The sequence below is a fragment of the Rahnella sp. PD4 genome (assembly GCF_049199325.1).
Classification (GTDB): Bacteria; Pseudomonadota; Gammaproteobacteria; order Enterobacterales; family Enterobacteriaceae; genus Rahnella; species Rahnella perminowiae.
Map to the genome: position 1 here is coordinate 733,529 of NZ_JBLZQF010000001.1, position 19,803 is coordinate 753,331.

The window sequence follows — 19,803 nt, forward strand, 5'->3', positions numbered from 1 at the left end:
AAACTCTGGCATCCCCGGGAGCAGGCTGACCCTGTGACTGGGCCGACTGAGTGCAGCCAACGCACCGGCAACTTGAAATATGAAGGCGATAATTATTTTTTGCCTTCAACCCATTTGCCGTCCACAAAGAAAGCGGTCCAGCCCGTGGCTTTGCCGTCTTTTTCTGAAGACACGTACTGCTGCTTAGTTTTACGGCTGAAACGCACCATGGATTTATTCCCTTCCGGATCTGCCACCGGCGCATCGGCCAGATAGCTGAGTTTTTCCGGTAAGCGATCTTTGAAACGCTTCAGTTCTTCCACCAGCGGCGCACGGGTTTCGCGCGATTTAGGGAATGTGTTGGCAGCCAGGAATACCCCTGCCGCACCGTCACGCAGCACGAAATACGCGTCTGATTTCTCACACGGCAATTCCGGCAGCGGAACCGGATCTTCTTTCGGCGGCGCCACATCACCGTTTCGCAAAATCTTACGGGTGTTTTTGCACTCGTCGTTGGTACAGCCCATGTATTTACCGAAACGTCCCATTTTCAGGTGCATTTCAGAGCCACATTTCTCGCACTCAACGATCGGGCCGTCGTAACCCTTGATACGGAACTCGCCTTCTTCGATTTCATAACCATCACATTCCGGGTTGTTACCACAGACATGCAATTTACGCTGATTATCGATGAGATAGCTGTCCATCGCCGTACCGCATTTGGCACAACGGCGTTTGGCGCGTAGCGCATTAGCTTCGGCTTCATCACCTTCCAGAATGTTCAGCACTTCGGCATCAGCAATCAGGTTGATGGTGGTTTTGCAGCGTTCTTTCGGCGGCAAGGCATAACCGGAACATCCCAGGAACACACCGGTGCTGGCGGTACGTATCCCCATCGGACGTCCGCAGGTCGGACATTCAATGCTGGTCAGCACCATCTGATTCGGACGCATACCGCCTTCTTCAGGGTCTTTCTCAGCCGTTTCCAGCTGCTTGCTGAATTCAGTGAAGAATTCATCCAGAACGGCTTTCCATTCCGCCTTGTTATTGGCGACCTGATCCAGCCCGTCTTCCATACGTGCGGTGAAATCGTAGTTCATCAGTTCACGGAAGTTATCTTCCAGACGATCGGTAACGATTTCGCCCATTTTTTCTGCATAGAAGCGACGGTTTTCAACGTGAACGTAGCCCCTGTCCTGAATGGTCGAAATGATCGACGCATAAGTAGACGGGCGGCCAATACCCCGTTTTTCCAGTTCTTTAACCAATGACGCTTCGCTGAAACGCGCAGGCGGCTTGGTGAAATGCTGAGTCGGTAGCAGTTGTTGCAGTTCCAGATCCGTCCCCACTTCGATGGCGGGCAGGGTTCTGTCTTCGTCGCCTTTACGCAACGCCGGCATCACTTTGGTCCAGCCATCAAAACGCAGCGTACGGCCTTTGGCGCGCAAAGAATAATCCCCGGCTTTCACCGTCAGCGTAGTGGAATCGTACTGCGCCGGTGTCATCTGACAGGCCACAAACTGACGCCATATCAGCTGATACAGACGTTGCGCATCCGCTTCCATATCTTTCAATTGTTCAGACGTCACGGCTACGTCAGAAGGACGAATCGCTTCGTGCGCTTCCTGAGAATTCTCTTTGTTGCTGTATTGCAGCGGAGCTTTCGGCAGATATTTATTACCGAAATTTTCGCCGATATAGCCGCGCACCATTTCCACGGCATCCTGACTCAGGTTAGTGGAATCAGTACGCATATAGGTGATGTGACCGGCTTCGTAAAGACGCTGTGCCATCATCATGGTTTTCTTCACACCAAAGCTCAGACGCGTACTGGCCGCCTGTTGCAACGTGGAAGTAATGAAAGGCGCACCCGGCTTACTGCTGGTTGGTTTGTCTTCACGATCAACCACGGTATAGCGCGCTTTCTCAAGCAGCGAAACGGCCGCATGAGTTTGTTCTTTATTCACCGGTTTGAACGGTTTGTCGAGATGATGCGTCACTTCCATTTGCAGCGCGGTTTCTTTCTTCGCCAGCAAATCCGCATGCAACTCCCAGTATTCTTCCGGCACGAACGCTTTGATTTCTTTCTCACGCTCGACAACCAGACGCACCGCCACGGACTGAACGCGACCTGCGGATAAACCACGGGCAATTTTCTTCCACAACAGCGGAGATACCATGTAACCCACCACGCGGTCCATGAAACGACGCGCCTGCTGAGCGTTCACACGATCAATATTCAGTTCGCCCGGTTCTTTAAAGGCGTTCTGGATCGCGTTTTTGGTAATTTCATTAAATACGACGCGGCTGAAACGTTTGTCATCACCGCCAATCACTTCCCGCAAATGCCAGGCAATCGCCTCTCCTTCGCGGTCAAGGTCGGTTGCGAGATAGATGTGGTCAGCTTTTTCCGCTAACGCTTTTAACTCAGCAACAACTTTTTCTTTACCCGGAAGTATTTCGTATTGTGCTTCCCAACCGTGATACGGGTCGACGCCCATGCGATTAACCAGCGCGGTCTTCTCATCCTTTTTTACTTTTTTCTTTGTTTTTTCTTCGGTTGAGTCGGCGGTCTTTTTAGCAGCGGATCCACTGGTGGGTAAATCACGGATATGACCGACGCTGGACTTAACCACGTAGTCATTTCCTAAATATTTATTAATCGTTTTGGCTTTTGCCGGGGACTCAACTATTACGAGAGCTTTGCCCATAATTACCTTTACCTGAATGATTCTTCATCATCTGAAGAAGATTTTGCCTAGTTATGCCGCGGCACAATTACACGTCTTTTTTTATATTGCGGCAGTGAGTCAGAACGTCAACTGATTTCTTTAAAAGAAGGAACGCACTGACTTCCAGAGGTTCAAATCACTGATTCTGCGAGGGATTAACCAGACAGGGCTCAGCAGAACGCGCCCGTTTTTAAGTCAAATAACAACCAAGCGTAAACAAAACATTCCACCTGAAGCCACAAAATCCCACACTCTACCTGATAAAAATCGCCACGCAAACTAATTAACACGGAAAGGCCTTTTTCGCCAAATCGCATCCGCCTTTTATAGATTGCTCAAAATATAACCAGCCTGCTGAAGCGGATTACCCCCAGCAGATTTGCGGTTTTATCAACGTCAGGATTACAATAACGTCAGCAATTATAGTGGGGAGTAAATATCATGCACGAAAATACATCGGCAATTAGCCGCGAAGCTTTACTGATCGAAGCGAATAAGGTTATCCGTGAGCACGAAGATTACATGCACGGAATGCTGGCGACAGAGGTTGAGCAGAAAGGTAATGTGCTGGTTTTCCGCGGGGAGTTTTTCATGGATGAAGACGGCTTACCGACCAGAAAAACCACCGCAGTATTTAATATGTTTAAACATCTGGCCCATCTTTTTTCAGAAAAATACCATCTCGAAGATTGAGATAAAAGAATCGCTAATAAAGGTATAGGTAACCGATAAACGGCGAGACTCACTCTTTCGGATTAAAAAGGGACGAATGTCCCTTTTTCTTTTATATGTTCCGGGAAAAAATTACAACAGAGGTTTCTGACTGCGTTGTAACCAGCGCAGGAACAGGCGATCCACGCTTTGTGCCGCGCTGCCGGTGAAGCGGTCCATCATACGTTTACGGCGGCTGTAACGCACCGCAATCACTTCATGATTTTTCATTTCCGCAATCAGTAAATCATCACTGGTGCCAATAGCATCAATCAGACCGTTCTCACGCGCCTGGGTACCGAACCAGTGTTCACCGGTGGCGACCGCATCAATATCCAGCGACGGCCGGTTCTGATGTACAAATTCTTTAAACAGCACGTGGGTTTCGTTCAGATCTTCACGGAATTTTTCCCGGCCTTCTTCGGTATTTTCACCCAATAAAGTCAGGGTACGTTTAAACTCGCCCGCAGTGTGCAACTCAATATCAATGTCATTTCGTTTCAGCAGACGGTTAAAGTTAGGGATCTGGGCAACGACGCCGATTGAACCTATGATGGCAAACGGCGCGGCGACAATCCTGTCCGCTACACAGGCCATCATATAACCGCCGCTGGCTGCAACTTTATCCACCGCAACCGTCAGACGAATACCGCTCTGACGCAGACGCACCAGCTGAGAAGCCGCCAGCCCGTAACCATGTACCACACCGCCCGGACTTTCCAGGCGTAGCAATACTTCATCTTCCGGCGTGGCCACGGCCAGCACGGCTGAAATTTCTTCCCGCAGCGATGTCACTTCGTGGGCATCCATACTGCCTTTGAAATCGAGTACATACAGGCAGGGTTTGCTTTTCGGACTCCCGGTTTTGGCCTGCAGTTTTTTCTGTTTTTCCTCCGCTTTGTTCTTTTTTTTCAGCTGTTTGCTATGAATTTTTAGCTCGGCAGGGTTCATGCGCGCATGGCGCATTTCACGTTGCATTTCGCGGTACTGTTCGCCTAAATCGATTAGCTGCAACTCACCTTTACCGTGAGACTTACGTTGACGAAGACCAACAAGTAAAACGACCAGTGCCCCGATGGCAATAACTACTGTCACAACTTTGGCCAAAAACAGCCCGTAAAGAGAAAGTAAATCCACACATACCGCCTTTTCAATGTGGTAATAAAACCGTGGTGAGAAAGTTGTTAAACATTCTAAACAATCGCCGCACTGACGTCTTGTTCGAAGATGACATCCTGACTCAGGCGTAAAACAGAGTGCGTCTGTGTTCCAATTTTGTTACAAAAGAGCTGCCCGTTTTTCGGTTAATCATTGAAACTGATGCCCATTTGAGGCATATAAGCGGTGATCACTCGCGAAAAACCTAAAATTCTCATCAAAATGGCGAATTCTGGTTGAGCGCAACAACTCCCGTTTTCGCCATTGTGATATGAAGAGCGCCTGATGTGATGACGGCAGTTGGCCGCCACATAACCGCCCCATTAAGAGGACTGACCGTGCATTATCATCCTAAATCCGATTTGCTCAATCATCGTATCATTCTGGTTACCGGCGCTGGCGACGGCATCGGCCGTGAAGCCGCACTGACGTATGCCCGTTTCGGCGCGCAGGTCATTTTGCTGGGCCGTACCGAAAGTAAACTCGCCAGTGTACAGCAGGAAATTGCGGCTCGTCATTTGCGGCCGGCTTTCATTTATGCACTGGATTTACTGACCGCCAGTCAGCAGGATTGCCAGCGCGTCGCAGAGCAAATCGCTGCATGGGTGCCCCATCTCGACGGCGTTTTGCATAACGCCGGTTTGCTGACTGATATCACGCCGATGGCTGAAATTAAATTGCAGGACTGGATGGACGTCATGCAGGTCAATGTTAACGCCACGTTTATGCTGACCCAGGCGTTACTGCCGCTGATGTTGAAATCTGCCAGCTCCTCGCTGGTGTTCACGACGTCCAGCGTCGGACGCGAAGGCCGCAGCGGCTGGGGCGCTTACGCCGTGTCAAAATTTGCCACCGAAGGCATGATGCAGGTGCTGGCCGAAGAGCATAAACACACCGGCCTGCGTGTCAATTGCATCAATCCTGGCGGCACACGAACCGGCATGCGCGCCTCCGCTTTTCCTGATGAGAACAAAGATAAACTCAAAACACCGGCCGATATCATGCCGCTGTATTTGTATCTGATGGGCGATGACAGCCGCCGTAAAACCGGTATCAGTTTTGATGCCCAGCCGGGGCGCAAAGCCGGTCCGGCAGAATAACCACGGAGCCTCTGATGACCGAAGATCGCCATAAACAGCGCCAGCAAAAGCTGAAAGAACAGGTTGATGCGCGCATTGACGCCGCAAAAGAACAACGCGGGATCCTGATTGTGTTTACCGGTAACGGTAAGGGAAAAACCACGGCGGCCTTTGGTACGGTAACCCGCGCCGTCGGGCACGGTATGCGCGCAGCAGTGATCCAGTTTATTAAAGGGGAATGGCCTAACGGCGAGAAAAACCTGCTCGAACCGCACGGCGTGGAATTTCAGGTGATGGCGACCGGTTTTACCTGGGAAACGCAGAATAAAGAAACCGATACCGAAGCCTGTCAGGCCGTCTGGCAACACGGCAAACGCATGCTGGCCGATACATCATTAGATCTCGTGGTGCTTGATGAGCTGACGTATATGGTCAGTTTCGGTTATCTGGATTTGCAGGAAGTGATCGAGGCCCTGAACACGCGTCCGGCGCATCAGACGGTGATTATCACCGGGCGCGGCTGCCACCGTGATTTGCTGGAAATGGCTGATACGGTCAGCGAACTCCGTCCGGTGAAGCATGCCTTTGACGCCGGCATTATGGCGCAACAGGGCATCGACTGGTGATACCCTGTTTTCACTTTCAAAGCACGATCTGACACTCCGCCAGTGTCGCCATTTCGTTATGAACGGCGCAGGCGGCATCAATCAGCGGTAACGCCAGCGCCGCGCCGCTGCCCTCGCCAAGTCGCAAGTTCAGATCAAAATACGGTTGCAACCCCAGTGCTTCCAGTGCCAGCGTCGCGCCCTGCTCGGCTGATATATGTGAAGGAATAAGGTAGGGTTTCAGGCCGGGGGCTATCTGGCATGCCGCCAGCGCTGAGGCGTAAGAAAGATAACCATCCAGTACCAGCGGAATACCAGACGCCGCGGCTCCGATCATGGCCCCTGCCATGGCGACCAGTTCAAAGCCCCCGACTTTCGCCATCACATCCAGCGCATCTGAAGGATCAGGCTGATTTACCGCAATGGCTTTTTCGACCACGCTGATTTTATGCGCCAGTCTGTCAGGTGGCAGATTTGCACCCAGACCGACGGTTTGTGCTGGCGCAGCGCCGGTCAGTACAGCCACCATCGCAGCCGCAGCCGTGGTGTTTGCCATTCCGAGCTCACCCACAGCCAGCAGGGATAACCCGCTTTCGGCTTTCGCGATCACCCGTTCCGCACTCCAGATCAGTAAAGATTCCGCCTCTTCGCGCGTCATGGCCGGGCCGGTGGCAATATTGCCCGTTCCCTGCGCGACCTTATGATTGAGCGTTCCGGGAATATCCGCGCCAATGATACCGCAGTCAATCAGCGTTACCTGCGCACCGGCCACCCGTGCCAGCACCGAAACCCCGGCTTTCCCCTGCACAATATTGACCGCCTGGATCGCCGTTACCGCCTGTGGGGACGGCGTGACGCCTTCCTGCCATACACCATGATCGGCTGCCATCACCAACACTTCTTTGCTCGGGAAATGCAGGGGGTGGTTACCGCGAATTGAAGCCAGCTGAATCGCCAGTTGTTCCAGACGACCCAGGCTGCCCGGCGGTTTCACCAGACTGTCGAGTCGTGCCGCCGCCCTCTGAGCGGCCGGTGCATCGGGAACCGCTATCTGACGGAGAATGTTTGCCAGCGAAGCCATGGTGTCGTCCTTACGTGTTTGAAAAGTTAAATACCGCTGTCGTTAAAGCGCTGAATCACACAAGTGCCGGGGCTGAGATCAATTTCACACAAACAGCCTTGTTTAAACGGGAAACGCCACATATCCGCAGGTGCCAGCTTAAGCATCATCGCCAGCAACAGGCTGAGTGAACCCTGATGTGCCACTATCGCGAGCCTGCTTTCCTGCGGACGCAAATGCAACTGCTGCAAGGCCTGACGGATACGCGAGGTGAACGCCGTAAAGGATTCCCCCTGTGGCACCTCGGCCTTTTGCCAGTCCTGACACCAGGCCTGATAGCCTTCTGCCTGTGAGGCTTCGAGTTCATTGTGATGACGCATTTCCCACTCGCCAAACGCCATCTCCTGCAACAATGGCTGAGTCTCTATCGTCAGTTCGCGCCCGTGGGCAATGATACCGGCCATATCACGGCTGCGGCGCATATCGGTATGGATCAGGGCATCCAGCGGCGTAGCAGCCAGCTGACGCGCCACATGCTGCGCCTGTCGCTCCCCCTCCGCAGTCAGCACAATGTCGCTGCTGCCACAAAATACGCCGTTAACATTAGCCTGAGTTTGTCCGTGCCGTATCAGATACAGTTTCATTATTGAGTCCCTTTTCTCAGTGCCATAACAGGAAAAACAGGAAGAGCAGTTCGCTCAACTCGCACGCTGCGCCCAACGTATCGCCGGTCTGGCCACCGATACGCCGGGCGATAAAATACCGTAAGCCCAGCACACCTGTCAGTGTAATAAGCAGTGCCGGCAGTGTCGTGAATCCGCCGACAATCAGCGTCAGAAAGGCCATCAGCAACAAGGTGATATAAAAATGCCCCTCGCTGATTTTACCGATAAATAAATTGCCCATTCCCGACTCGCGGGCATAGGCCTGACGGTACATCATCACCGCCATCATGCCACGCCCGACCACCGGCGTGAGGATAAGACATGTCAGCACTGGCAGTCCGTCGGCGCTGAGCTGATAAATCAACGCAGTACGAAGCAGAACAGCCACAATCAGTGCCAGTGCGCCGTAGGTGCCAATGCGGCTGTCGCGCATAATTTCCAGGATCCGCTCCCGGCTGCGCACGGAAAATAAGCCGTCGCAACTGTCAGCCAGCCCGTCGAGATGTAAACCGCCGGTCAGCATGATATGTACGATGACAACGGCAATCGCCGCCGGTAGCACCCCGACGTGCGGCAGCAGAAACAGCCACACCAGCGCGGTCAGTAACCCAATGACCAGCCCGACCAGCGGAAAGCACACAATACCGCGCGCATACTCTTTCAGTCCGATGCCGTCACACCAGCGTTCCCTGACCGGGATACGGGTGAGAAACTGCAACGTTGCGAGAAACAGTCGCCATAAGGCCATAATAAATTCCCTTTCCTTCATCGTTTTATTCCGAGGTTTTCACCGGAACCGGGATGCCGGATACGATCAGGTAGACATCGTCCGCCGCAGCCGCCAGTTGCTGATTCACCCGCCCGGCGATATCACGAAAACGTCGCGCCAGCAGGTTATCCGGCACAATGCCCATTCCGACTTCATTGGTGACGATAATCACTTCGGAGTCAGCCTGTTGCGCAACTTTCGTCAGTTGCGTGGTTTGCGCAAAAATATGCTGCTCTATCGCTTCAAAATCCATATCTTCCACCGATGTTTCACCGGCAATATCAAACAAAAGATTGGTCATCAGCGTCGTGATGCACTCGATAATAATGGTCGGAAACTGTACCTGATGCTCGAGGATGATGTTTCCCAGATCCCGGTAACCTTCAAACGTATGCCAGTGAGCCGGGCGTTGTTGCTGGTGATAACGGATACGCTCCGCCATTTCCGCATCGGTTACGACCGACGTGGCGATATACAATACTTCGCCCCCGCGTTTCTCTGCCACCTGCTCGGCAAAACGGCTCTTGCCGCTGCGGGCACCTCCGGTAATCAACATCATAATCGGCTCCTTGCATTGTATTCATAAACAGGGTGTGTAACAGAAGATGGCTACGCCCTGAATTTTGAGCAAAAAAAACCGCAGTCACAGACTGCGGTTTATGAGCATAGACACAAGTGCCTCGCTTGTCAGCGATTAACCCCGTTTTGCCGGACCGGTAGTTCGACGGGCCGGTGCAACCTGAGTGTGGCGCTTAACAGCACGACGGATCTGGTTGGCTTTTACACGGCGACGGTCACGCTCAACCGGCAACTTACTGACGGTTTCTTCGGTCATGTCGACCAGTGTACGCAGATAGTTAATATCCGGCAGATCCAGCTCTTTGTAGCCGCCGCGAGGCAGGCCTTTAGGCAGGTTCAGATCCCCATAACGTACGCGGATCAGACGGCTTACCTGTACGCCAACGGCTTCCCACAGACGACGAACTTCGCGGTTGCGCCCTTCTGTCAGGGTCACATTGTACCACTGGTTCAGACCTTCCCCGCCCTGGAACTTGATCGAGCGGAATGCCGCAGGGCCGTCTTCCAGCTGCACACCACGGCTCAGTTGTTTGATTTTTTCATCATCAACCTGACCGAAAACGCGCACGGCATATTCGCGCTCAACTTCACGACTCGGGTGCATCAGGCGGTTAGCCAGTTCACCGTCGGTAGTGAATAACAGCAGACCCGAGGTGTTAACGTCCAGACGGCCTACTGCGATCCAGCGGGAACCGCGCATTTTTGGCAGACGGTCAAAAACGGTCGGGCGCCCTTCCGGATCACTGCGTGTACATAACTCGCCTTCCGGCTTGTAATACGCCAGCACGCGGCAAACGGTGTCCTGTGATTCCATCACTGACAGAACGTGGCCATCGAGACGAATTTTGGTGCCGCCGGTGACTTCCACGCGGTCGCCCAGCGTAGAAATTTTACCGTCGACGCTGACGCGGCCAGCCTGAATCATCGCTTCGACTTCACGACGTGAACCGTGGCCCGCACGAGCGAGGACTTTTTGCAGTTTTTCGCTTTGCCCTTCGGTGCTGTCCAGCGCGTTCTTCGGCTTCTGGTATTTCACTTCTTCTTCGTCACCGTTTTCATCAAACAGTGCTTCAGCTTTGGGTTTTGTCCCGCGCGGTTTCAGCGGCGCGCGAGGCTTTTCACCACGGGCATTTTCCGGACGGCCGGGCTTGCCTGTACGTGGTTTTTCAATACGGGAATTTTCGATACGTGAATCGCCGCGGCCTGCGTCAGAACGTGGTTTGTCTGAACGCGGCTTGTCGCTGCGTGGTTTATCAGTACGTGGCTTTTCGCCGCGTTTTTCAGCCCGTGACGGCTCCGGACGGCTTTTTGCTGCGCCGGAATTTCTGCCACTTTTGGGCTTGTCACCAGATGGACGTGACCCTTTGGCTTTGTCGCTGGTGTGTTTCTGGGAATTATACTTCTCGCTCATTGAGCAGCCTCATTTGTCGCCTTCACAGGCGTCGGGGGGAGCCGGCAGCACGACGTTGACCCTCGTCTGCCCGCCAAAATTCAGTTATTACGTATTATTACAATGACTTATAAAAAAGCCAGCCCGCCATTATACACAGTTATCCGCAATTTGTATCCTGCAATGGTTTGTACGGGCTGTTTATTTTTCCAACAATCGTTACCGGAAAGGCGCGGGATCACCCGCACCTTCACGCACCACTTCCGGCGCCGCTTCGGTCAGATCAATCACTGTGGTAGGCTGCTGGCCGATAGAACCGCCATCGATCACCAGATCCACAACTTTACCCAAATGATCTCTGATATCTTCAGGATCAGATTCTGCAAAATCATTGCCCGGCAGCATCAGTGTGGTAGACATCAGCGGCTCACCCAGCGCTTCCAGTAAGGCAATCGCAATCGGATTGGAGGGCACCCGCAGGCCAATCGTCTTACGTTTTTCGCTCATCAGGCGGCGCGGTACTTCTTTGGTGGCTTTCAGGATAAAAGTGTAATTACCCGGCGTGTTGTTTTTCATCAGCCGGAAAGCCGCGTTATCAACATGCGCGTAAGTCGATAGCTCAGACAAATCCCGGCATACCAGCGTGAAGTTATGGTTACTGTCTAACTGACGGATACGACAAATACGCTCCATGGCGTTTTTCTCTTCCAGACGGCAACCGAGCGCATAACCGGAATCTGTCGGATAGACAATAACCTGCCCTTTGCGCAGCAATTCTACGGCCTGATTAATCAGGCGGGGCTGCGGGTTTTCCGGATGGATATAAAAATATTGACTCATTGTTCCCTCTTAATTCTTCTTCTGCGGTCGTGCTTCAGACCGGTTCAATTTCAGGCTGTTCTCCCGGGGACGGCCAGTGTTGCCAGACCGGCTCTGCGCCTGCAGGAAGCCAAAGTTTTCGCCCCAGTTCAATCCACGAGCAAGGCTGATGGAAATCAGACCCCTGCGAGGCGAGCAACTGGTAATCACGGGCATAAGCCGCAAGTTGAGCACGCTCATTCGGTGCCTGCTGACATTGTGCGACTTCCATGGCATCACCGCCTTGTTCGGCAAAGAACGCCAGTAAGCGTTTCAGCCATTTTGTGGACAGGTCATAACGTCCCGGGTGGGCGACTACCGCCTGTCCGCCAGACTGATGAATCGCATCAATCGCTTGTTCTATTGTACACCACTGTGGCGGAACGTAGCCGGTCTTGCCCTTGGCGAGGTATTTTTTGAACACCTGCGCAATGTTGTCAGCCACGCCAGTTTCCACCAGATAGCGGGCAAAATGCGCACGGGTGACGGCGCCGCCATCGGCCAGACGTAATGCCCCCTCCCATGCCCCCTCGATGCGCGCTTTCGCCAGGCGTCGCCCCATTTCCCGGGCGCGCTGCTGGCGTAATTCCGCCTGCGCTTTCAGTAAATCCACCATCGCCTGATGGGCCGGGTCGATGCCCAGCCCGACAATATGAATCTCATGATTTTCCCACAGCGTAGAAATCTCGACACCGTTTACCAGTTGCAACGGCAGATGATTATCAGCTATCGCCTGCGCCGCGCGCGCCAGCCCTTCCGTGCTGTCGTGATCGGTGATCGCCAGTACGCCGACACGCATTTCTACAGCACGCGCCACCAGCGCTTGCGGTGTTAAATAGCCGTCAGAGGCGGTGGTATGGCTGTGGAGATCGTAAAGAGTAAAGGCGGAGCGGGTTGTCTGGTCGTCTGCTGAAGGCAAAGTGTTTGTTGGCAAAGTCATCGTCACGTGCGGATTTAACCTGTTTCTGAATGCAGTGCATATCATAACGCGTTAGGACTTTACACGTTAGGGATGATTTCACCCGGTCATTACGCGCTGTTATGGTGCTTTAACACTTTTTGCACCCTACAGGCGCACTGATGTTGGGAATGGTGGAAAAAGAGGGTTGACTTTATACCGCTGAACTAGTTTACTAGTACGCAAGTTCACGGGGCAGTTCAGCAATGAACGGCGTGACAAACCGATTCAGAAAGCTTACGTTTTAAAGACGATAGCTTCTATAAACAAACAAGAGTGTCTGATGATGAAAACTCACATGATGGCGGTTCTCAGCTGGTGGCGTACTTCCCCTTGGCGGGCGGAGTAATCACGCATAGCTGTCATCAGACGCTGCAAGATTCCCGAAGCCCGCATAATGCGGGCTTTTTTGTGGCCGCCTATCAGAAATCCGTTTCACACAAACGTTGAAAAAATTTCAGGAAGCAAAATGACTATTCAGAAACCACGTTTAGAATTGCTGACCGCAGAAGGATGTTACCGCGGCGACCCGACGGCCATTTTTCACCAGTTGTGTGGTGCCCGTCCGGCGACCCTGCTGCTGGAGTCCTCCGAAGTGACCAGCAAAGAAAATCTTCAGAGCCTGCTGATTGTGGACAGCGCACTGCGTATCACTGCACTCGGTTCCCGGGTTTTAATTCAGGCACTGACGCCAAACGGCGCGTCATTACTCTCACTGATTGACGCCGCGTTACCGGCTGAAATTCGCAACGATGTGCGTCCGAACGGACGCGAACTGCGCTTCCCGTCCATTGACCAGATGCAGGACGAAGACGCCCGTCTGCGTTCACGCTCCGTGTTTGATGCATTGCGCAGTATCCTGACCTCGGTGGAAACACCCGCTGATGAGCGCGAAGCGATGTTCCTCGGCGGTCTGTTTGCTTACGATCTGGTCGCCGGTTTTGAAGATTTACCGGTATTAGAATCCGACCAGCGGTGCCCGGATTTTTGCTTCTACCTGGCAGAAACACTGCTGGTGCTGGACCACCAGAACCGTTCATGCCGCTTGCAGGCCAGCCTGTTTACGCCGTCACCGGAAGAGAAACAGCGTCTGCATACTCGCCTTGAACAACTGCAACACCAGTTACAATTACCCCCTCATGCCATTCCGCACCAGAGCGTGCCGGAGATGCAACTGAGCGTAAATCAGAGTGATGAAGAGTTTGGTGCTGTGGTGGAGAAGATGAAAGTGGCGATCCGCGCCGGTGAGATTTTCCAGGTAGTCCCTTCCCGTCGCTTCTCACTGCCGTGCCCTGCCCCACTGGCAGCGTATGAAACACTCAAAAACAACAACCCAAGCCCGTACATGTTCTTCATGCAGGACAACGATTTCACCTTGTTCGGTGCCTCTCCGGAAAGCGCACTGAAATACGATGCGACAAACCGTCAGATTGAAATTTATCCGATTGCCGGGACACGTCCGCGTGGCCGTCGTGCTGACGGTTCACTGGATTTGGATCTCGACAGCCGTATTGAACTGGAAATGCGTACTGACCATAAAGAACTGGCCGAGCATCTGATGCTGGTGGATTTAGCACGTAATGATCTGGCGCGTATCTGTGAGCCGGGCAGCCGTTATGTCGCCGACCTGACCAAAGTTGACCGTTACTCTTTCGTGATGCACCTGGTGTCCCGCGTCGTCGGCACACTGCGTCATGACCTGGACGTCCTGCACGCCTATCAGGCAGTAATGAACATGGGCACGCTGACCGGCGCACCGAAAGTTCGCGCCATGCAGTTGATTTCAGCCTCCGAGCAAACCCGTCGCGGCAGTTACGGCGGCGCAGTCGGTTATTTCACCGCTCACGGTGATTTAGACACCTGCATCGTAATCCGCTCGGCCTATGTCGAAGACGGCATCGCCACCGTACAGGCTGGCGGCGGCGTGGTACTTGATTCCGTTCCGCAAGCCGAAGCCGACGAAACCCGTAATAAAGCCCGTGCTGTGCTGCGTGCCATCGCCACCGCCCATAATGCGAAAGAGGTATTTTAAGATGGCCGATATCTTACTCATCGATAACGTCGATTCCTTTACTTACAACCTTGTCGATCAGTTGCGTTCAAGCGGCCACAACGTGGTGATTTACCGCAATCAGATCCCGGCTGACGTCATTATCGAAAAACTCAGTCAGCTGGAAAAACCGGTGCTGGTGCTTTCGCCGGGACCGGGTACACCTTCCGAAGCCGGTTGCATGCCAGAGTTGCTCAAACGTCTGCGCGGTCAGTTGCCGATTATCGGTATCTGTCTCGGCCATCAGGCGATTGTGGAAACCTACGGTGGTTTCGTCGGGCAGGCCGGGGAAATCCTGCACGGTAAAGCCTCGGCAATTACGCATGACAATGAAGCGATGTTTGCCGGCATGCACAACCCGCTGCCGGTCGCGCGTTATCACTCGCTGGTGGGCAGCCAGATCCCCGACGGGCTGACCGTCAACGCCCGTTACGGCGATATGGTGATGGCAGTACGTCACGAAGAAGATCGGGTTTGTGGATTCCAGTTCCACCCGGAATCTATTTTAACTTCACAGGGCGCCCGTTTGCTTGAGCAGACACTGGCCTGGGCTTTGGCGTAAGGAGAACTGTCATGCAAACGCAAACTATTCCCGGCATTCTCGAAAACCTGTTTCGCGCTCAGACGATGACGCAGGAAGAAAGCCAGCAGCTATTTACCGCCATCGTGAAGGGCGAACTCGAACCGGCGCAACTGGCCGGGGCATTAATCAGCATGAAAGTGCGCGGCGAACAACCGGCTGAAATCGCCGGAGCCGCCAAAGCGTTACTGTCGCACGCCGAGCCGTTCCCGCGTCCTGATTATGCGTTCGCGGACATTGTCGGCACCGGTGGCGACGGCACCAACAGCATCAATATTTCCACCGCCAGCGCATTTGTCGCGGCGGCCTGCGGAGCCCGGGTCGCCAAACACGGCAACCGCAGTGTATCCAGCCGTTCGGGTTCTTCCGATTTACTGGCCGCGTTTGGCATCCGTCTGGATATGCCTGCGCAAGAATCACGGGCCGCGCTGGATGATCTGGGCGTGTGTTTCCTGTTTGCGCCGCAATACCACACCGGTTTCCGTCATGCGATGCCGGTACGTAAATCACTCAAAACCCGCACCCTGTTTAACGTGCTGGGTCCGCTGATTAACCCGGCGCGTCCGCCGCTGGCACTGATTGGCGTATACAGCCCTGAACTGGTGCTACCGATTGCAGAAACATTGCGGGCGCTGGGTTATGAACGTGCGGCAGTGGTTCACGGTGGTGGGATGGATGAAGTGGCGATCCACGCAGCAACGCTGGTTGCGGAGCTGAAAGACGGTCAGATAACCACTTACGAACTGACACCACAGGACTTCGGTCTGGATAATTATCCGATTGAATCCCTGCTGGGCGGTGAGCCGGAAGAAAACCGTGACATTCTGGCACGCTTATTACAAGGTAAAGGAGATCCGGCCCATGAAGCTGCGGTAGCCGTCAATGTGGCGATGTTACTGCGTCTGTTCGGTCAGGAAGATTTAAAGCAAAACGCACAACAGGCTTTGGCCGTCATGCGCAGCGGTGAACCCTACCAGCGCGTGGTGGCACTGGCAGCAAGAGGATAAGTGATGCAGCAGGAAACGGTGCTCCACAAAATTGTTCGCGATAAAGAAATTTGGGTCGCGGCACGCAAAGAACAGCAACCACTGGCCAGCTTTCAGAATGACATTACACAGAGCCAGCGCAGTTTCTACCATGCCCTGCAAGGGGCAAGAACGGCCTTCATTCTGGAATGTAAACAAGCTTCTCCGTCGAAAGGTAAGATCCGCGAGAATTTCGATCCGGTAGAAATCGCCAGCGTGTATAAAGACTACGCTTCCGCCATCTCCGTTTTAACGGACGAGAAATACTTCCAGGGCAGTTTTGATTTCCTGCCGCTGGTGAGTAAAACCGTCACACAGCCGGTGCTGTGCAAAGATTTTATTATCGACCCGTATCAGATCCATCTGGCCCGTTTCTATCAGGCCGATGCCATTTTGCTGATGCTCTCCGTGCTCGATGATGCTCAGTACGTTCAGCTGGCGGCCGTGGCACACAGCCTGAACATGGGTATTTTGACGGAAGCCAGTAATGAAGAAGAACTGGATCGCGCTGTTAAACTGAAAGCCAAAGTCGTCGGTATCAATAACCGTGACCTGCGCGATTTATCCATCGACCTTAACCGCACCCGTGAGCTGGCACCGCGTGTACCGCATGGTGTCACGGTCATCAGTGAATCAGGTATTAATACCTACGGACAAATCCGTGAACTCAGCCGCTTCGCCAATGGCTTCCTGATCGGCAGCGCCCTGATGTCAGAACAAGACCTGAGCAGCGCCGTGCGTCGCGTGCTGCTGGGTGAAAACAAGGTCTGTGGCCTGACCCGCCCTCAGGATGCCAAAGCCGCGCACCAGGCTGGCGCTATTTATGGCGGATTGATCTTTGTACAAGCGTCACCGCGCTTCGTAACCCAAACGCTGGCGAAAGAAGTACAGAACGGTGCGCCGCTTAAATATGTCGGCGTATTCCGTGATGAGCCAGTCAGTAAGGTGGCAGAAACCGCGCAGACCCTGAGTCTGACCGCCGTGCAACTTCATGGAGATGAAAGCCAGGCGTATATCGACGCACTGCGCACAGCATTGCCGCAAACGGTTCAGATCTGGAAGGCGCTGAGTGTCAAAGACACCGTTCCGGCACGCAACCTGAATCACGTTGACCGCTACGTGCTGGACAACGGTAAAGGTGGCACCGGTTATCGTTTCGACTGGAGCACGCTGGCCGGGCAGGATTTGAGCAATGTGCTGCTGGCTGGCGGACTAAGCGCTGATAATTGCGTCCAGGCCGCGCAGCTCGGTTGCGCAGGGCTGGATTTCAACTCCGGTGTTGAAAGCGAACCTGGCATCAAAGATGCTGAAAAAATTACCGCCGTATTCCAGACATTGCGGGCGTATTAAGCCGCACGCAATGACGCAAAAATTGACAGACAGGACGCAATAACATGACTTTACTTAATCCCTACTTCGGCGAATTTGGCGGCCAGTACGTCCCGCAAATTCTGATGCCTGCGCTGGCTCAGCTGGAAGAAGCTTTTGTCAGTGCGCAACGCGACCCTGAGTTTCAGGCTGAATTCATTGATTTACTGAAAAACTACGCAGGCCGTCCGACGGCGCTGACCCTGTGTAAGAACCTGACAGCAGGAACCAAAACCAAGCTTTATCTTAAGCGTGAAGATTTGCTGCATGGCGGCGCACATAAAACTAACCAGGTGTTGGGTCAGGCATTGCTGGCCAAACGCATGGGCAAAACGGAAATCATCGCCGAAACCGGTGCAGGTCAGCATGGCGTGGCATCGGCACTGGCCTGTGCACTGCTCGGCCTGAAATGCCGCATTTATATGGGCGCAAAAGACATTGAGCGTCAGTCGCCAAACGTATTCCGTATGCGTCTGATGGGGGCTGAAGTCATCCCGGTGCACAGCGGTTCTTCCACGTTGAAAGATGCCTGTAATGAGGCGCTGCGTGACTGGTCCGGCAGCTATGAGAAATCGCACTACATGCTCGGGACGGCAGCAGGTCCCCATCCGTATCCGACCATCGTACGTGAATTCCAGCGCATGATCGGCGAAGAAACCAAGTCACAAATGCAGGAACGAGAAGGCTGTCTGCCGGATGCCGTCATTGCCTGCGTCGGCGGGGGGTCTAATGCGATCGGTATGTTTGCCGATTTTATCGACGATACCAGTGTGAAGCTGATTGGCGTCGAACCCGGCGGTCTGGGCATTGAAACCGGCCAACATGGTGCCCCGCTGAAACATGGCCACGTGGGCATTTACTTCGGCATGAAAGCGCCAATGATGCAAACTTCAGAAGGCCAGATTGAAGAGTCTTACTCTATTTCTGCCGGTCTGGATTTTCCGTCTGTTGGTCCGCAACACGCCTTCCTCAACAGCATTGGCCGTGCAGAATATGTCTCAATCACCGATGATGAGGCGCTGGACGCGTTTAAAGAATTGTCCCGCCATGAAGGGATTATTCCGGCCCTGGAATCCTCTCATGCGCTGGCTTACGCGCTGAAACTGATCAAGGAAACGCCAGAAAAAGAACAGATTCTGGTGGTTAACCTGTCCGGACGCGGCGACAAAGACATTTTCACCGTACACGACATCCTGACTGCCCGGGGAGAAATTTAATGGAACGTTATCAGCAATTATTCAAGCGTCTGGAAAGCAAAAAAGAAGGGGCGTTTGTTCCTTTCGTCACGCTGGGCGATCCGGGCGTTGAGCTGTCACTGTCAATTATCGATACGCTGATTGAAGCCGGTGCCGACGCACTGGAACTGGGTGTCCCGTTCTCCGATCCTCTGGCTGATGGCCCGACCATTCAGAATGCAAACCTGCGCGCGTTTGCTGCGGGTGTGACGCCGACACAATGCTTCAATATGCTGGCACGCATCCGTGAAAAACATCCGGATATCCCGATTGGGCTGCTCATGTATGCCAATCTTGTGTTCCACAACGGCATTGAAACCTTCTATCAGCGTTGCGCTGAAGTGGGTGTTGATTCGGTGTTGGTTGCCGATGTGCCATTTGAAGAGTCTGCGCCATTCCGTGCTGCCGCGTTGCGCCACGGCATCGCCCCTATCTTTATCTGCCCGCCAAATGCTTCTGATGATTTGCTGCGTGAAATTTCGTCCCATGGCCGCGGATATACTTATCTGCTGTCACGCGCAGGTGTGACGGGGACGGAAAAACGTGCACTGACGCCGTTGAATCACTTAGTGGATAAGCTTCGTGAATACCATGCAGCGCCGCCTTTACAGGGTTTCGGTATCTCCGAACCTGCGCAGGTGAAAGAAACGCTGGCTGCGGGAGCTGCCGGGGCTATTTCCGGTTCAGCGACGGTGCGCATTATCGAAAACAATCAGCATCAGCCTTCCGAAATGTTGGCTCAGCTTTCCCGTTTCGTCAGTGAAATGAAAGCGGCCACACGTCCTCAGTAAATATTCTCTGACAGAACCTCAGCCACAGAGTGACTAAGGTTCTGTTTCTTTTAATTTCTTACTATTTTTAACTCCGCTTAATTTGTATTACTCCTTTTAATAATCCACACTAAAATTACTCTGTACATCAATGATATTTTGCACGATGTGAATATCGCTGATTCCGTAAGAGTTTGTTTCTTTTGGTTTTATAACAAATCATGGAGAGTTA

General features: G+C 53.3%; 16 protein-coding genes, 1 pseudogene and 1 other annotated feature. Of the genes and pseudogenes, 8 read left to right on the forward strand and 9 right to left on the reverse strand.

Features of this window, described 5'->3' with window-relative positions; translation table 11 throughout:
* Window positions 1–92 precede the first annotated feature (92 nt).
* Window positions 93–2,690 carry a type I DNA topoisomerase gene (gene topA, locus ACOZIO_RS03215; RefSeq protein WP_129951555.1) on the reverse strand — a complete coding sequence of 866 codons (2,598 nt, stop codon included), beginning with the start codon at window positions 2,688–2,690 and terminating at the stop codon, window positions 93–95.
* A 462-nt stretch (window positions 2,691–3,152) separates the two neighbouring features.
* Here topA and ACOZIO_RS03220 point away from each other — a divergent pair, with 462 nt between their 5' ends.
* Complete coding sequence (locus ACOZIO_RS03220; protein WP_217175193.1) at window positions 3,153–3,404, forward strand: YciN family protein; 252 nt, start codon at window positions 3,153–3,155, stop codon at window positions 3,402–3,404.
* Window positions 3,405–3,515: 111 nt separating this feature from the next.
* Here the strand turns inward: ACOZIO_RS03220 and sohB are convergent, their stop codons facing one another.
* The gene (gene sohB / locus ACOZIO_RS03225; protein WP_129951557.1) at window positions 3,516–4,559 is read right to left on the reverse strand and encodes a protease SohB; all 1,044 of its coding nucleotides are present in this window, start codon (window positions 4,557–4,559) and stop codon (window positions 3,516–3,518) included.
* A gap of 359 nt (window positions 4,560–4,918) precedes the next feature.
* On the opposite strand from sohB, the gene ACOZIO_RS03230 reads away from it, so the two are divergent.
* The gene (locus ACOZIO_RS03230) at window positions 4,919–5,680 is read left to right on the forward strand and encodes a YciK family oxidoreductase (protein ID WP_129951558.1); all 762 of its coding nucleotides are present in this window, start codon (window positions 4,919–4,921) and stop codon (window positions 5,678–5,680) included.
* A 14-nt stretch (window positions 5,681–5,694) separates the two neighbouring features.
* Window positions 5,695–6,285 carry a cob(I)yrinic acid a,c-diamide adenosyltransferase gene (cobO, locus tag ACOZIO_RS03235; protein ID WP_129951559.1) on the forward strand — a complete coding sequence of 197 codons (591 nt, stop codon included), beginning with the start codon at window positions 5,695–5,697 and terminating at the stop codon, window positions 6,283–6,285.
* Between the two features lie 16 nt (window positions 6,286–6,301).
* On the opposite strand, the gene cobT is transcribed toward cobO, so the two are convergent.
* The 7 genes from cobT to rnm all read right to left on the reverse strand — a co-directional run bounded on the left by cobT (window position 6,302) and on the right by rnm (window position 12,525).
* Window positions 6,302–7,345 (reverse strand): nicotinate-nucleotide--dimethylbenzimidazole phosphoribosyltransferase, encoded by a 1,044-nt coding sequence (gene cobT, locus ACOZIO_RS03240; protein ID WP_129990390.1) that lies wholly within the window; start codon window positions 7,343–7,345, stop codon window positions 6,302–6,304.
* 26 nt (window positions 7,346–7,371) lie between these two features.
* Window positions 7,372–7,968: an alpha-ribazole phosphatase gene (gene cobC / locus ACOZIO_RS03245; RefSeq protein ID WP_129951561.1), complete on the reverse strand. Its 597-nt coding sequence runs from the start codon at window positions 7,966–7,968 to the stop codon at window positions 7,372–7,374.
* A 16-nt stretch (window positions 7,969–7,984) separates the two neighbouring features.
* Complete coding sequence (gene cobS / locus ACOZIO_RS03250; protein ID WP_217158991.1) at window positions 7,985–8,737, reverse strand: adenosylcobinamide-GDP ribazoletransferase; 753 nt, start codon at window positions 8,735–8,737, stop codon at window positions 7,985–7,987.
* Between the two features lie 25 nt (window positions 8,738–8,762).
* A complete protein-coding gene (cobU, locus tag ACOZIO_RS03255) occupies window positions 8,763–9,317 on the reverse strand; it encodes a bifunctional adenosylcobinamide kinase/adenosylcobinamide-phosphate guanylyltransferase (RefSeq protein ID WP_266060444.1) in 555 nt (184 codons plus the stop codon).
* Between the two features lie 135 nt (window positions 9,318–9,452).
* Window positions 9,453–10,373, reverse strand: coding sequence for a 23S rRNA pseudouridine(2605) synthase RluB (gene rluB / locus ACOZIO_RS03260; RefSeq protein WP_233432907.1), 921 nt, complete (start codon window positions 10,371–10,373; stop codon window positions 9,453–9,455).
* 573 nt (window positions 10,374–10,946) lie between these two features.
* Window positions 10,947–11,567 (reverse strand): L-threonylcarbamoyladenylate synthase, encoded by a 621-nt coding sequence (locus ACOZIO_RS03265; protein ID WP_129951565.1) that lies wholly within the window; start codon window positions 11,565–11,567, stop codon window positions 10,947–10,949.
* Between the two features lie 34 nt (window positions 11,568–11,601).
* A complete protein-coding gene (gene rnm / locus ACOZIO_RS03270) occupies window positions 11,602–12,525 on the reverse strand; it encodes an RNase RNM (protein WP_129952123.1) in 924 nt (307 codons plus the stop codon).
* A 328-nt stretch (window positions 12,526–12,853) separates the two neighbouring features.
* Window positions 12,854–12,956: a sequence feature (Trp leader region), on the forward strand.
* A 56-nt stretch (window positions 12,957–13,012) separates the two neighbouring features.
* Between rnm and ACOZIO_RS03275 the strand changes: the two genes are divergently transcribed.
* From ACOZIO_RS03275 to trpA, 5 genes and pseudogenes are all read left to right on the forward strand, one after another.
* Entirely contained in the window at window positions 13,013–14,575 is a 1,563-nt protein-coding gene (locus ACOZIO_RS03275) for an anthranilate synthase component 1 (RefSeq protein WP_129951566.1), read from the forward strand.
* 1 nt (window position 14,576) lies between these two features.
* Window positions 14,577–16,180, forward strand: a pseudogene (trpD, locus tag ACOZIO_RS03280) (bifunctional anthranilate synthase glutamate amidotransferase component TrpG/anthranilate phosphoribosyltransferase TrpD).
* Between the two features lie 3 nt (window positions 16,181–16,183).
* Window positions 16,184–17,548, forward strand: coding sequence for a bifunctional indole-3-glycerol-phosphate synthase TrpC/phosphoribosylanthranilate isomerase TrpF (gene trpCF / locus ACOZIO_RS03285; RefSeq protein WP_217138338.1), 1,365 nt, complete (start codon window positions 16,184–16,186; stop codon window positions 17,546–17,548).
* Window positions 17,549–17,592: 44 nt separating this feature from the next.
* Window positions 17,593–18,783 (forward strand): tryptophan synthase subunit beta, encoded by a 1,191-nt coding sequence (trpB, locus tag ACOZIO_RS03290; protein ID WP_129951570.1) that lies wholly within the window; start codon window positions 17,593–17,595, stop codon window positions 18,781–18,783.
* On the forward strand, window positions 18,783–19,592 hold the full coding sequence (gene trpA / locus ACOZIO_RS03295) for a tryptophan synthase subunit alpha (RefSeq protein ID WP_129951571.1): 810 nt from the start codon (window positions 18,783–18,785) through the stop codon (window positions 19,590–19,592). The genes trpB and trpA overlap by 1 nt, the downstream gene beginning before the upstream one ends.
* Window positions 19,593–19,803: the final 211 nt, after the last annotated feature.

Bases quoted from the DNA above. Each gene is read 5' to 3' on its own strand.
- ACOZIO_RS03275 (WP_129951566.1), top strand. From the start codon at position 13,013: ATGACTATTCAGAAACCACGTTTAGAATTGCTGACCGCAGAAGGATGT.
- cobS (WP_217158991.1), bottom strand. From the start codon at position 8,737: ATGGCCTTATGGCGACTGTTTCTCGCAACGTTGCAGTTTCTCACCCGT.
- cobC (WP_129951561.1), bottom strand. From the start codon at position 7,968: ATGAAACTGTATCTGATACGGCACGGACAAACTCAGGCTAATGTTAAC.
- trpCF (WP_217138338.1), top strand. From the start codon at position 16,184: ATGCAGCAGGAAACGGTGCTCCACAAAATTGTTCGCGATAAAGAAATT.
- trpA (WP_129951571.1), top strand. From the start codon at position 18,783: ATGGAACGTTATCAGCAATTATTCAAGCGTCTGGAAAGCAAAAAAGAA.
- cobU (WP_266060444.1), bottom strand. From the start codon at position 9,317: ATGATGTTGATTACCGGAGGTGCCCGCAGCGGCAAGAGCCGTTTTGCC.
- cobT (WP_129990390.1), bottom strand. From the start codon at position 7,345: ATGGCTTCGCTGGCAAACATTCTCCGTCAGATAGCGGTTCCCGATGCA.
- topA (WP_129951555.1), bottom strand. From the start codon at position 2,690: ATGGGCAAAGCTCTCGTAATAGTTGAGTCCCCGGCAAAAGCCAAAACG.
- trpB (WP_129951570.1), top strand. From the start codon at position 17,593: ATGACTTTACTTAATCCCTACTTCGGCGAATTTGGCGGCCAGTACGTC.
- cobO (WP_129951559.1), top strand. From the start codon at position 5,695: ATGACCGAAGATCGCCATAAACAGCGCCAGCAAAAGCTGAAAGAACAG.
- ACOZIO_RS03265 (WP_129951565.1), bottom strand. From the start codon at position 11,567: ATGAGTCAATATTTTTATATCCATCCGGAAAACCCGCAGCCCCGCCTG.
- rnm (WP_129952123.1), bottom strand. From the start codon at position 12,525: ATGACTTTGCCAACAAACACTTTGCCTTCAGCAGACGACCAGACAACC.
- ACOZIO_RS03220 (WP_217175193.1), top strand. From the start codon at position 3,153: ATGCACGAAAATACATCGGCAATTAGCCGCGAAGCTTTACTGATCGAA.